We start from the raw sequence: 12,067 nt of genomic DNA on the forward strand, positions 1-12,067 counted from the left end.
CAGGTCATAGGCGACGGCAATCAGGTCGGTGATGGCGCCGACGCCGCACTCATGAAAAAACTCGCAACGGCCCAGCTCAGCGCATTGAGGTCAGCCAGGTCCAACTGGTTGACCGACGACGGCGGAATGCCGGCGCACACGGCGATGTATCTGGCCGCCACGTCCATGTCGAGGCTGACTTCTTCGCTCTTGTCGATCTTGTACGGCAGCGCCTTGATCGCTCGCACTTCCTGCACCGTCGGACGGCGCAGGACGAGTTCGGTCAGGGGCTCGCCGTGAGCTTCGATCGCAACCTGAAGCTTCACGGCGCCGCTCATTGCCAGGTCCCCTTGATGCCTTCGAATTTCAGTTCGATGGTGGCGTCATCGCCTTTGGAGACTGGTTCTTCGACCAGGTAGGCGCCGGCCAGTACGTAGACTTTGCCGTTGCTGAATTCGCAGGTGACGGTGATATCGGTGCCTTCGATCAGCTTCTTCAGCGGGAAGTCGGCGGTGTGCAGCGCGGTCACTTTGAACGACGGCGCGATGTCGGTTTCTTTGTAGAAGCCGGGTACGACGGTTTCGCGTTTGACCGCCATCAGCGGGGCTTCGCAGCCGCCATTGATGGTCAGTTGTGCGCCGTCGACTTTGACGTAGCAGGTGCCTGCAATCAGTTGACCCATGGTGTTACTCCCTTGAATAAAAAAGCCCACACGCGGTGGGCTGAAAACTTGCCGTCAAACGCGCGGATCAAGCCGCGTCGTCGTACTGCAGACGGAACTGGTTGAGCAGTGCGAACACGCGCAGACCGTTGATGTAATCCGGCGGGAACAGCACGTTCACGCGGCTTGGGTCCTGCACGTCGCGTTCGACGATCAGGTGCTCGGCGAACAGTTCGGCATTCTCGACGTGGCCTTCCAGTTCGAGCTTGGCGTACTGGGCGATCAGCTCACCGCGAATGGTCGCCGGGGTGACGATTGGCTGGCCGGCGCCGAAACGCGTGCCGTCGGAGGCCAGTTTGTGCCGGCCGTACTTGCTGGTGATCACGCTTTGCAGACGGCGCACGATGAACGCCGACTGGTGCATGGTTTCGCTGTCCAGGTAGGAGTTGTCGGCCTGACCGTAAGCGTTTTTCTGGTAGGTGGTGATCGAACGCTGGATGCGCACGTAACCGCCTTCGTAATACGCGGTGGCGATGCCGTAGTTGAGCAGCGACTGTCGCTCGGTCAGGGTGAAGCGCTCACTCGCCGGCGCTGGGTCAACACCCGGCAGGCTGCCGCTTTGGGTCGGACGGCTGGCGTCGGCAGAGATGAACACCGCGGTGCGTGCGGCCAGCGCGGCAGCTTGTACCCAGTACGGTTGCGGTACGCCCGGCTCCAGCGCCTGAATGGTCATGTGCTGATCGTTACGGGCCTGGCCTGCGGCGACCAGCGTACCGACGGTGCCGCGTTTGGCGCTGTAGACGTGACCAAACAGTTGCTTGGCCCACGACCAGCGACCGGTGCTGTCATCCATGACCGCTTGCCAGGTGTTGAGGGTCGACAGATCGGACCATGGCAGTGCGATGAACTCGAACGGTTCATCACCCAGTGCGGCAATCGCCGCCACCTGATCCGGCACACCGGCACCGCCGGTCATGGCGGTGATCGCAGTGGTCAGGCCAGCCGGGGTGTCTTCGCCGTTGCTCTTGCCCAGGCGATTGAATTGCAGGCTGATGTCGTTACCGCTGTCGCCAGTCCATTTGGCGTTCAGGGTGACCACACCTTCGGCAGCCGCAGCGCTCACCGGCAGATCGGCCGTGGCGTTGATTTTCTGCGCCAGTGCGGTGGCCGCTTGTGCAGCGGTGGCACCGTTGACCACGGTGGCTTGCACACGTACGCCGCCGACATACAGATTCAACACGCCAGCCTGAGTGGCGGTGCCGGTCAGGGTCAGCACGCCTTTGGCGATGGCGCCTTCGGTGTTGTGCAGCGGCAGGCACCAGATCTCGCCGATCGGGTCAGCCTTGCGGAAGGTCTCGTACATCGAGGCGAGCATCGAGCCTTGGCCGCCGATGCTCTTGGCCAGCGCAACGCTGGAGACCAAAACCAGTTTGCCGACTTCGGTCGGCGCAATGTTGTCGTTGACCTGAGCGACGATCAAACGACGCAGGGTCGAACTCGCGCTATTGGCGGCCGAGTTGTCCATTTCGGCATAGAACAGCGGTACACGAATGTCCGCAGGGATGTTGCTGAATCCGATCGCCATTATTTGGCTCCCTTTTGTTTGGCTGGTGCAGTTTTGAGGGTGATATCGCCGTCGGCCAGACGCCGGCGCCACCAGGCGCTGTCCAGCACTTCACGGCCTTCCAGCGGCAGCAGATCGCCGGCCTCCGGGTCAGGTACGACGCGGCCGGCGGCCGGCAGTACGGTGATGCGATTGCTCATGGGGTTACCTCTGCAGAGAAAGTCATTTCCACGCGCCCATCGGGGCCCGGGCGTTTCAGGTTGGGGTCGGCCGGGTCGATCGCATCGACCCGCACGGTGGCCCCGGTAAAGGACGACAAACCGTCCAGTTCGCGTTCGTGCCAACTCTCCGCAGGCTGACTCGGCAGATTGCGGCCGAGCTGGAACTCGGCAAAAAAGCGCAGCCGGTAGAAGGCGCGGCTGCTGTTGATCGAAACCATTTCGCCGCCGTCATAGACGATGGCGCTGTAGTCGGAAGCGGGTTTGAATCCCACCAGTGCGCGCCACAGTTCGGCACGCAAGTCGTGCAACAGATCCAGCGCTTTTGTGGCGTCGGTGGCGTCAAGCACCAGGACGATTTCGAAGCGGTCGCGGATCGGTTGGGTGGTGAGGTTTTGTGTGGTGCTGTTGCTGGCCAGATCGGCCAGGGGCGTGATGCTGGCGCACGGAGTTTGCAGCGCCGCATCGGCTTGTAATACAGCGACGTCACTGCCTACGGCGATTCGATTGCCCAGCGTCGGGCACTGAGCACGCAATTGCGTGACCAGAGGGGTCATTTTCATGAGGAAGTACCGAGTGGGGGCGGTCGCAGGTCAGCGCCTGTACTCAACCCGAATTAACGAGGGCCCCAGCCCGCAGTTATCAGTCTGGGTTTTGCTTAGAACCACCGGCCGATGGCGAAGCAGTCAAACGAGACTATTAGCTCGTCTCCTTGTACGAACTGACCAAGGCTGAAAGCGCAGATGCTGGCAAAACCAAGCCCTCTGCTGTAGGCGCTGACACTGGTCACCGCCCTAGTCACACCCAATACTCCAACCAGATTCCCAATGACAAATCCCAGCGTCACGAAGGGCATCGGATAAGACCAGTTGAAGCCCATGTTGGACGGGTTGTTAAATATTACGCCGCCCTTGTTGCTGAGGGTGCAAATCAACGTGCCGTCGGCAAACTTGACGTATTCACCGTTGGCATTGGCGCCGCGCTCAATGACGGCTCCGGTTGGAACGCCTTTGTCCTGGCTGACCGTTCCGACCAACGCGGCAACGGCAGCACTGCCCAGTCCGAGGCCCAACCGAGCGGTTGCCGGGGAGTTTCCACCCGTGCCACCTCGTGCTATCGGTACAACAGCGTCCGTTGCCACAGCACCGAGTCCAAGCGCCAAGCGCGCCGAGGCGGCATCCGTCGCGCCGGTTCCGCCACGTACGATGGGCACAATGGTGTCGGTTGCGACTGCACCCAGGCCAAGGCCCTGGCGAGCAGAAACAAGATCCGTTCCTCCGGTGCCGCCATTTCGCAGCGGCAGGACATCGAAGCCACTCACGTCACCCAGTGCCGCCAGCTTCGGGCCGTACTGAACGTTGAGGTTGTTGAATGCATCGGCCAGTGCCTTGGGATAGCCCTGCACGGGCATGATCGAATAGGCCGCAGCGTTGGCCGTCGTTCCCTGGTAAACCGGGGTGATCGACAACATCGCCGGACTGGCGATATTGCTCACTTCATATTGTCGTCCATCAGGTCCGACGAAGGCGTCGCCCACCCGGACGTTAGTCACGAAATCAACGTTGAGGCCAATGACCGCGGGCGAATTGTTGGTGACATTGACCGTACCTGTTCTAAGCCATGGCATGGTGCAGTCCTTTTTTAAGCGAAAAAAAACCGCACTCGGCGGTATGGGGTGTTCAAGACGATCTCGATCAGGTAGCTGTCAGAAAGCCAGTCCGCCCTGCGGCAAGACCGGGTCAACCACTATCATCGGAACATCGGGCTGGACAGGCCACTCTGGCGTCACGGGCCAGGCAGCTTGTGTGCTCACTTTGCCCAAGCTGAACTTGTAGGCTTTCCACTGTTTCAGGTTGCCAAGCAGTGCTTGCTGTTCCGCCTCATCTTCAGTCGTCGCCTCCCCCAGATCGATGCCGTAACCGAGGGTGTCGATCCGATCCTGAATGCGAGCGACCTGTGCTGCAGCCCCCTCGTTTTTGCTCTTGAGCAGTGCTTGAGCTTCGGTCAATCGTGCTGCGGCAGCCACCGTCTCTTTCATGGCTTTGGTGATCAATTGCGACCAGTCGATATTCATACTTCAACCTCCTTTTGCGGCAAAGGCTGTGGCAATGCCACGTCACCGTCAGGAAGATCGATCAGGTCGGCAGGAAACGCTTGCGCCTGACTGTAATCGGCCGGAATCGGCAGCAACAGGTGAAGGGTCAAATGGCCGTTCTCGTGGAAAACGTCACCCACGAACCATTCGGAATCGATTGCGGCTCGCGGTAGTGTGTCGCCGTCGGACAACCGCGAAAAATCGAACGTTTCGCCGTTCACCGTGATCAGGGCACCCGACTTGTGCAGCTTCAGAGCATCCTCTCTGCGTTGCGGAGACAGAACAATGTTCATCAATACCACCTGCCTATTGCGATCAAATTGATTTGCGCAGCCGAGGCTGCGTTCGTTGTAGCGATGGCGCGCCAGGCGCCCCAGTTGGCGATCGACGGGGGGATCCAGGCGCTGGCCATGACGCAATCGACGTTTACCCTGCCAATCGCTGCGGACGTCACGGTAGGTATCGACGCGAATGCTGAAGGATAGGCACCCGGCGCATACGCATCACTACCGAACAATGCGCCCACCGCGTAGGTACCCGTCGAGTTGGTGGCAATCACCTTCCAGCAGACAAGTGTGCCATCGGCGAATTTGGTGTACTCACCGTTGGCGTTGGCCCCCCGCTCGATAATGGCTCCGGTAGGCACACCGGTCCCCGAGACGACGCCGAGAATGTTGTTCTGCCGGTAAATCATGCGCCATGCGCCGAAGGCGCCGGTACCGTACTGATCACGCTCCCAACTGCGCTTGGTGCCGCCGGCAGCAACGCCGTCGACTTCGTGCCAGACCTGATGCACCGGTTGGCCAACGATCTTGATGGTGTCCATCAGGCCGTAACTTGCATTGGGCGGCTTCACCCCGGTGCTGGTGTTGATGACAAAACATCGGCCTGCCGGAACAGACGCCACGTCATCGATATTTCCAGCGTATACCGGGGCGTCACCGCCGATCCCAAATGCTCCGACCTGCATGACGCGCCCGGCAGTGGCATCGCTGGGAGTGGTTTGAAGGGTGGCTGAGGCGGCACTGCCCAGCTCCAGAGCAGCGCGAGCTGCGGCGGGCGTTGTGCTACTGGTGCCCCCTCTGGAAACTGGCAGTACATCGAAATTGGCGGTTGCGCCAAGCCCCGCAAGCTTCGCTCCATACTGATTGACGATGGTGCGCAATTGATCCGCAGAATCCTTGACGTAGCCTTGCATGGGCGCCAGCGCATACGGCCCGCTCGCGGAACTGCTGCGGTATTCCGGTGCAATGGATAGCGCCGTGTCGCTGGCAATATTAATGACTTCGTACCATCCCCCATCGGGGCCTCGAAAAGCATCACCTACACGGCTGTTGGCAATGAACGCAGTGCCGCTACCGGTGACGGTGGTTGAATTCTGGACGACAGTGACTGTTCCAGTTTTATACCAGGGCATATGTACTCCAGGAATGTTAGAAAATTGCAGAACGCGGCAACGACCGGACAAAAGACATACGTGTCCGCCTATCAAGCGGGGGACGGCTATTCTTTGATAATCGGAATGGCCGGCATCGAATAGTAGATAGCTTGGGGAATCCCCGGATAATTCGTAGTGAAGCCGGTACGTGAATCGAGCATCAATCTGGGTTCGCCATTGGCAGCGAACCCCCATCGAATATAAGTGATCGCGTTGACTGTCACGCCATTGACTGCCACTTGCCCCAGCTCGACATCAAGCGCCATCCCGACAGCCAGATAGGTATTCGAGCTGGTGATCCATGAAGCGGGACGATAGATATCCATGCGTGCAGCACCCGCGATCGGCTGTCCGGAGACCAGTATCCAATCCTGGGGAGAGCCCCCCAACTCTCTTTCAAAGACAGGAGGGCGAAGCAGAGAATCAAACACGACTTCCCCGCGTTCATTACGCACGCGCATTCCATAACCGCTGACGGAACGAAGGTTATAGGCATAAACACGTATGGCAATGTTCTGGGATGTATGTCCGCCGTTACCAATAAAGGTCAATACCGCTCCGGTCCAATTTCCCGGCCCGCCCAGATACTGGACGCTGTCATAGAACAGCGCAGGATTGTCCCATGCCCTGACAGCCAGAATGGGCGGAGCTGCCGAGGTCACCGGATATGGAAAGGCCAACTGATACACGGCACTCGTACTCACCGCTATGTTTTGCTCCAGCAAAATTCCAAGATTATGGAACTTGCTGTCGATAATGGTCGCGCCGCCAGCATTACGCACAAGCAGTCCAAAATTACTCATGATTTCGCTACCACATAGAGTGTTCCGGCGGTGTGGTAAGCATTGCTCCACCACCCGTAGAATCCCCACTCGACATAGCCATCGCGCATAAATGCCCACACCGGACGCTTATTGACCTCGTTACCGACCACATAGGCAGTTGCATTGTTTGAGTTGAAACCAGGCAAAGCAAAAGTTCCAGAATCGGCAAACTTTACGGGCATCGAATGAATGATTCTCAGTGCCCGATCAGTTACATCAATGGACATTCTTCCCTGCGCGTCGAACGTTCTGAATCCGAATGTCATGTTGAGAGCATCCCCATTTCAACCCGAACCGTGCCGGCCTGATCCACCACCGTCCATCGTCCACCTTTGTCCAGCGTCCAAATGGGCGTGCCATTGTTGGCCAATGCCGTGGACTGGATGACGTTACCAATTTTTGCGTTGGTGATCGTGCCGTCCTGGATGAAAGCCGAATTGATGAAGGTCTGATTACCAGCGACTGTGAACGGTGACGTCGGTGTTCCTTTGGCCAGGTTCAACAACATGAAGGTGTCCGCACGCACGACGAACTGCGATGAAACACCGGATGGATCAACCTGAAGACCTAGGCCGAACGACGCCGCATATTTCTGGCCACCTGCAGTCGTGTCCATTTTCACCGACCACAAAGTCGACAACTTACCGCTGGTATCCGCCAGTGCAGTTGCGGTCTCCCTCACGGTCGCACTGTTTTGCCCGACCTGTGCGGTCAACAGGTCAATTTTCGAGGCTGTCGCAGCGTTAGTGGTTGTCACCGCTTTTTCGAGCGAAGTGACAATTGCCGTGTTCAGATCAGTGGTGACCTCAACAGTTGAAAGACGCTGCGCCGTGGCCTCATTCTGCGACGCCCTGACACTGCTTTCGACGGCGATGGCCGCCGTACTGGTCCACCCTTTGAGCGCATCTGCCAGCTCGCCTTCACCGTTATCATCTCGCGATGCGGCGCGAAGCGCCTGGAATACAGCAGCCTGAGCCATCACTGCGCCATCGATCTTGTTGATATCAGCGGTGTTGGTCTCGACCTGCTGAACCAGTCCAGTGGCAGTCTCGACCGTTTGCCCTACATCGACCCAATACTCGGCGTTCGGCGGAGGCAGATTGACGGGGACCAGCGCCTTGGCCTGATACAAGCGATCGCCCTGACGGACGACGGCATATTTCGCATACGTCCTAGTCGGATCATAGCTTTCATCCAGGGCATCAACCCGACTTTGCAATCCGGGAATTTTCTCGATTTCACCGAGCAGATCTTTCCCCAGTTCGGTCTGCGAGATCTTGCCCGCGAGCATGTCGAGAATCGGTCCAGCCTCCGAACTGGCCTGCCCCAGCACGCCATTACCGGTCGGATACCACGGCCCGATATTGCCCGTACGATCGACCAGTCTCGCCCAGAAGAAGAACGACGTGCCAGCCAACAGGCTCTGCATCGTGTAATCACTTTGCGGATACGCCAGGTCCGCCAGTTTGGTAGCGGCCTCAAGGTTTGCCGTTGGCCCGTACCAGATTTCGGTTCGCTGCGTGTCATCAGCGCCCGCCGGAAACTCCCACTTCAGGCCGATACCGAACAACAGGCTGTCAGCCTTGAGGAAAGTTACTGAAGGAGGTGGTGTGGTTTTCCCGGAAAGTTGCGTTTCCACCGAAGTCGCATAGATCGAACCGATGTCCAGCGCGTTTATGGCTCGCACTTTGGCCACGTAACGCCCGGCATAAATGCCACGCACTTCCATGGACGAACCGCCGGTGCGGCCTGCAAACACCCATTCGCTGTCGTTCTTGCGCCAGTACACCTCATAAGCGATAGCGTTGGCCGGACGCGTCCACTCTATGGTCATCACACCGACTGCACTGCCTTGATCGACGAAGTGGTTATTACTGATCGTGACTGAAGTCGGTGGCGCCTGAACGCCTGGCGGTATGACCGTGACAGGGGGGCGTTCGATACGGGAGCCGTTGTCGATCGCGCCGTACTTGCTCGGCACATGTTTGACTGCACTGATGCTGTACTTGATTTCAGTGTCGGTGAAGTCTTCAGCAATCGACAAAACGCGAAATTGCTGCGCGGCCAGGGAAGCGGAATCAATGGCCCACATCGACTGCGCCGGTGGCAACTCGCTCAAGGGCTGAGCCAGGATCACACGTTGAGCCTGGTCGCTGATGCTCACTGACTTGATCACGCGTGAAACGGCTTTACCGGTCGGCATGACCAGGGTGAGTGTATCGCCAGCTTCGGCGGTCACGTGGGCATCCAGGGTTAACGTATCGAGTGTTGCACCACGCAGGCGGCCACCAATCCGTCGACCGGCGCGGTCGTTGTCAGCCACACGGATAATTTGTCCCGGACGTGCGAGCGTCCCGTCCAGACCGACCGAGAAAGTGACACTTTCAGTTTCCAGGCGATTGGTCAGCAGTGCCCATTTACCGATGCGCTGGGCCTGGGCCTGAGACGTGCAACCGGTAGCAGTGATCTCAGTCTGCTGTACACCATAGCGAGCGACACCCTCAGCATCATCGACGTATTGAACCTTCTGCCGGTAAAAGTCCGTCGGATCATTCCAACTGACCAGCGCCACGCTGAAACGAGTCTTTTTCGCCGACCCGCCATAGACGAACTTGCCGCCAATGACGTTGCCGTTGGAGTAGGTGTAAACCGGATCTTCAGGCATGTCGGCCACCGCCATGACCGAACCCGCCCCCCAATACGACATGCCACGAAACGTGGTAGCCAGATCCTGCAAAACCTTCAGTGCATCCGCGCGCACCGACAAATACAGGTTGCAGGTAAAGCGCGGTTCAGTCCCGCCCTTACCGTCGGAGACAGGCTGATCGCAATACTGACCGATGCGGTACAGCTCCCATTTATCGACCTGACCGGCATTGAGCAAATGGCCCAGGCCATAACGCGGATGCAGCAGCAGGTCGTAGTAAATCCACGCCGGGTTGTCGGTCCAGGCCGATTTGAACGTACCGTCCCAAATGCCGTTGTACGTGCGGCTCTGCGGGTCGTAGTTACTCGGCACCCGAATGATCCGACCCAGTAATTCAAACGAACGCGACGGTATCGACTGGAACTGCGAGGCATCAAATTGCAAACCGATGATCGCCGAGCCGGGATAACGCAGCTTGGCGTCGATCACCTCCGTACTCGATTCGACACTGGTGGTGTCGGCAATGGCGCCGCTGGTGGAGTTAGGGGTCAAACGGCGTACTCGCACGGTCCAGCCGCTTTTGGCCGCAGGCAGATCGATACGGTGCGATCGCTCGTACTTGGTGGTGGTTTTGCCACTGAACGCAGACGTAAGCACTTCGACGAAGGCACCGCCATCGGTAGCCAGATCGATCGCGTATTTGACTGTATAACCGTTAGTGTCGCCGTTGCTGGTATTGGTCTGCGCCAGTCGCGCCACCGCCAGACGAATCCGCACAGCCGAGAGTTGCAGGTTGGTAAAGGCCTTGGTCCACGGTTGATCACTACGCAGCTCGACCGCTGCGACCGCCTCGTTTTCCACCGCGGGAAAACCGGGGATATGTGCCTGGTCCTGGCTACCGGTACGAACATCCAGCGTGACACCATTGAAATTCAGGCTGCCGTCGTCGTTGGCCAGCGGTGTTTCATCCAGAAACACCGAGCGGGCATCGTTTTTCAGACCGACAATCTCGCCTTCGCTGACGAGATCGAGGATACGAGCGTAAGCCGTGCTTTGCAGGCTGTCTGGCGCCTCCACGGAGGGGCGCGGCTTGGCGCCGCCACCTTTGCTGCCAGCGAGAATGAGGTCAGTCATGGCTTTCCTTCAGGCGAAATAAAACCCGCACAGGGCGGGTTGGGTGGACGTCAATAAAAGATCGAACGCTAGAGTTGATCCTGCGCGTAAATACCTGCGCTGATCACTGCGCTGCCGACAATGGCCTGGCCGTAAAGCAGACCCACAGGGTTGCCTTGAGCACTGGTATTGGTGGGGCCATTGAAACTGTAACTGGCTCGATTGGCAGGGCCGTCCTGGGATCCCAGCCCTTTGGCTTGTGGAGAAAGCATCTGCATGACGCCACCAATCACCATGGATATCCCTACAGACCCCACTGCCCCCCAGGTACCGCCAGCGGCAATGCCTGCAAAACCACCGGTGAAAAATGTTGCTGCAGCGATCAATACGACTCCGACAACCGTCTGTAATGATCCCGCTCGCTTGCTACCGATAACCATCGGTGCAATACGAATATCCGTTGCGCCACTCGGCGCTTTGAGCCGGTCCTGACCAATGTTGTCGCGGCCCAGGAAAACCGAGTAGGTAAGCCCCCGGTCCCGGGATTCCATCAGATAGCGCTCGAACCCCGGAACCAGAATGCACAAGGCATGAATGGCTTCCGCGGCGTTGTTCACAGCCAGCCGGTGCACGCGACCAAAGCTGGCACCCAAGGTGCCATAGAGGCGAATAGTCCTAAGTTTTTGCTGATGCATTTCACAGCTCCAGGAGAAGACCTCCAGTCAGGTTTCAGTGATTGAGTCAGGGGGCTGGTGATGCGAAATTTTCGATTGATGCCGCCAACAGCTCACGGTCACTTCTGTCCAGTATCCGCCATAGGTATCGCGCCGGCTGTCTCGCCCATAAAGGTGATGCAGGATTGAACCCGGCGCGGGGAAACGATCGGGATCAGTCTTGAGTACGCCATCTTCAAGATAAATGGCGGCATGGTTGGGCACCGGCGAACGAATCTGCATTAGCACGATATCGCCCTGCTGCAATTGGCTGACCTGTTCAAAACCCGCGGCGGGCAGGTTCTCCAGGTAGAGATTTGCGCCTTTGTCCCACCAGCCGTCCTCGCGGTCATAGTCACCAAGTTCGATACCCATTTCCCTTCGGTAATAGTCGAGAATGACGCTCAGGCAATCATGTACCCCGTGGACGAATGCGCGCCCAATCAAGGGCGCCAGATATCCACTGGGTGTGATGGTGACCAGTTCACCCTTGCAAACCCGCCCCGCATCATCCTTGCGCACTTCGAGAATGTGCCAAGGCAACCCAGAGGCCTCACAAGAAACCCGGTCTGCCTCGCTGGCCGTCGCCGGATAATCCGGATGACTGTGAACGACGGCGAGGATCTCGCCGCACTCCTCGGCCGCCGCGTAGTCTTGTGGTGCCAGACGAAAGTGTTCACTGGGCGTCGTCGCAGTATTGCGGCAAGGCACATAACGTTGTCTGCGCCCCTCGCGAATCAGCAAACCGCAGCATTCGTCGGGATACTGCGCGATGGCATGACGCTCGATGGCGGCCAGCGTGGTCTTGTTCATGA

The 12,067-nt window shown here is 58.5% G+C and carries 14 protein-coding genes; all 14 read right to left on the reverse strand.

Annotated elements, in window-relative coordinates; translation table 11 throughout:
* Nucleotides 1-20 precede the first annotated feature (20 nt).
* Nucleotides 21-317: a phage tail assembly protein gene (locus ACWR1S_RS11070; protein ID WP_454563502.1), complete on the reverse strand. Its 297-nt coding sequence runs from the start codon at nucleotides 315-317 to the stop codon at nucleotides 21-23.
* Nucleotides 314-661: a phage tail tube protein gene (locus tag ACWR1S_RS11075; RefSeq protein ID WP_007908779.1), complete on the reverse strand. Its 348-nt coding sequence runs from the start codon at nucleotides 659-661 to the stop codon at nucleotides 314-316. Before ACWR1S_RS11075 ends, ACWR1S_RS11070 begins: the two co-directional genes overlap by 4 nt.
* A 67-nt stretch (nucleotides 662-728) precedes the next feature.
* Nucleotides 729-2,225 carry a phage tail sheath subtilisin-like domain-containing protein gene (locus tag ACWR1S_RS11080; RefSeq protein WP_454563503.1) on the reverse strand — a complete coding sequence of 499 codons (1,497 nt, stop codon included), beginning with the start codon at nucleotides 2,223-2,225 and terminating at the stop codon, nucleotides 729-731.
* Nucleotides 2,225-2,404, reverse strand: a complete 180-nt coding sequence (locus ACWR1S_RS11085; protein ID WP_034154909.1) for a DUF2635 domain-containing protein — start codon at nucleotides 2,402-2,404, stop codon at nucleotides 2,225-2,227. The genes ACWR1S_RS11080 and ACWR1S_RS11085 overlap by 1 nt, the downstream gene beginning before the upstream one ends.
* Nucleotides 2,401-2,985: a phage tail terminator protein gene (locus ACWR1S_RS11090; RefSeq protein WP_454563504.1), complete on the reverse strand. Its 585-nt coding sequence runs from the start codon at nucleotides 2,983-2,985 to the stop codon at nucleotides 2,401-2,403. The genes ACWR1S_RS11085 and ACWR1S_RS11090 overlap by 4 nt, the downstream gene beginning before the upstream one ends.
* A gap of 95 nt (nucleotides 2,986-3,080) precedes the next feature.
* A complete protein-coding gene (locus ACWR1S_RS11095; RefSeq protein WP_454563505.1) occupies nucleotides 3,081-4,049 on the reverse strand; it encodes a hypothetical protein in 969 nt (322 codons plus the stop codon).
* A 78-nt stretch (nucleotides 4,050-4,127) separates the two neighbouring features.
* Entirely contained in the window at nucleotides 4,128-4,496 is a 369-nt protein-coding gene (locus tag ACWR1S_RS11100) for a phage tail protein (RefSeq protein ID WP_454563506.1), read from the reverse strand.
* On the reverse strand, nucleotides 4,493-4,810 hold the full coding sequence (locus tag ACWR1S_RS11105; RefSeq protein ID WP_454563507.1) for a hypothetical protein: 318 nt from the start codon (nucleotides 4,808-4,810) through the stop codon (nucleotides 4,493-4,495). The genes ACWR1S_RS11100 and ACWR1S_RS11105 overlap by 4 nt, the downstream gene beginning before the upstream one ends.
* Complete coding sequence (locus tag ACWR1S_RS11110; RefSeq protein WP_454563508.1) at nucleotides 4,810-5,934, reverse strand: hypothetical protein; 1,125 nt, start codon at nucleotides 5,932-5,934, stop codon at nucleotides 4,810-4,812. Before ACWR1S_RS11110 ends, ACWR1S_RS11105 begins: the two co-directional genes overlap by 1 nt.
* An 86-nt stretch (nucleotides 5,935-6,020) precedes the next feature.
* Nucleotides 6,021-6,758, reverse strand: coding sequence for a hypothetical protein (locus ACWR1S_RS11115; RefSeq protein WP_283437491.1), 738 nt, complete (start codon nucleotides 6,756-6,758; stop codon nucleotides 6,021-6,023).
* On the reverse strand, nucleotides 6,755-7,045 hold the full coding sequence (locus ACWR1S_RS11120) for a hypothetical protein (RefSeq protein ID WP_454563509.1): 291 nt from the start codon (nucleotides 7,043-7,045) through the stop codon (nucleotides 6,755-6,757). The genes ACWR1S_RS11115 and ACWR1S_RS11120 overlap by 4 nt, the downstream gene beginning before the upstream one ends.
* Complete coding sequence (locus ACWR1S_RS11125) at nucleotides 7,042-10,560, reverse strand: phage tail protein (RefSeq protein WP_454563510.1); 3,519 nt, start codon at nucleotides 10,558-10,560, stop codon at nucleotides 7,042-7,044. Before ACWR1S_RS11125 ends, ACWR1S_RS11120 begins: the two co-directional genes overlap by 4 nt.
* 68 nt (nucleotides 10,561-10,628) lie before the next feature.
* The gene (locus ACWR1S_RS11130; protein WP_454563511.1) at nucleotides 10,629-11,234 is read right to left on the reverse strand and encodes a tail assembly protein; all 606 of its coding nucleotides are present in this window, start codon (nucleotides 11,232-11,234) and stop codon (nucleotides 10,629-10,631) included.
* Nucleotides 11,235-11,261: 27 nt separating this feature from the next.
* On the reverse strand, nucleotides 11,262-12,065 hold the full coding sequence (locus tag ACWR1S_RS11135) for a C40 family peptidase (protein ID WP_454563512.1): 804 nt from the start codon (nucleotides 12,063-12,065) through the stop codon (nucleotides 11,262-11,264).
* Nucleotides 12,066-12,067: the final 2 nt, after the last annotated feature.

The organism is Pseudomonas sp. AIG (assembly GCF_977020205.1).

Excerpts from the sequence above, each read along its gene's own strand:
- ACWR1S_RS11125 (WP_454563510.1), bottom strand. The coding sequence starts at position 10,560 with ATGACTGACCTCATTCTCGCTGGCAGCAAAGGTGGCGGCGCCAAGCCG.
- ACWR1S_RS11130 (WP_454563511.1), bottom strand. The coding sequence starts at position 11,234 with ATGCATCAGCAAAAACTTAGGACTATTCGCCTCTATGGCACCTTGGGT.
- ACWR1S_RS11075 (WP_007908779.1), bottom strand. The coding sequence starts at position 661 with ATGGGTCAACTGATTGCAGGCACCTGCTACGTCAAAGTCGACGGCGCA.
- ACWR1S_RS11120 (WP_454563509.1), bottom strand. The coding sequence starts at position 7,045 with ATGACATTCGGATTCAGAACGTTCGACGCGCAGGGAAGAATGTCCATT.
- ACWR1S_RS11085 (WP_034154909.1), bottom strand. The coding sequence starts at position 2,404 with ATGAGCAATCGCATCACCGTACTGCCGGCCGCCGGCCGCGTCGTACCT.
- ACWR1S_RS11090 (WP_454563504.1), bottom strand. The coding sequence starts at position 2,985 with ATGAAAATGACCCCTCTGGTCACGCAATTGCGTGCTCAGTGCCCGACG.
- ACWR1S_RS11135 (WP_454563512.1), bottom strand. The coding sequence starts at position 12,065 with ATGAACAAGACCACGCTGGCCGCCATCGAGCGTCATGCCATCGCGCAG.
- ACWR1S_RS11080 (WP_454563503.1), bottom strand. The coding sequence starts at position 2,225 with ATGGCGATCGGATTCAGCAACATCCCTGCGGACATTCGTGTACCGCTG.
- ACWR1S_RS11110 (WP_454563508.1), bottom strand. The coding sequence starts at position 5,934 with ATGCCCTGGTATAAAACTGGAACAGTCACTGTCGTCCAGAATTCAACC.
- ACWR1S_RS11105 (WP_454563507.1), bottom strand. The coding sequence starts at position 4,810 with ATGAACATTGTTCTGTCTCCGCAACGCAGAGAGGATGCTCTGAAGCTG.
- ACWR1S_RS11095 (WP_454563505.1), bottom strand. The coding sequence starts at position 4,049 with ATGCCATGGCTTAGAACAGGTACGGTCAATGTCACCAACAATTCGCCC.
- ACWR1S_RS11115 (WP_283437491.1), bottom strand. The coding sequence starts at position 6,758 with ATGAGTAATTTTGGACTGCTTGTGCGTAATGCTGGCGGCGCGACCATT.
- ACWR1S_RS11100 (WP_454563506.1), bottom strand. The coding sequence starts at position 4,496 with ATGAATATCGACTGGTCGCAATTGATCACCAAAGCCATGAAAGAGACG.
- ACWR1S_RS11070 (WP_454563502.1), bottom strand. The coding sequence starts at position 317 with ATGAGCGGCGCCGTGAAGCTTCAGGTTGCGATCGAAGCTCACGGCGAG.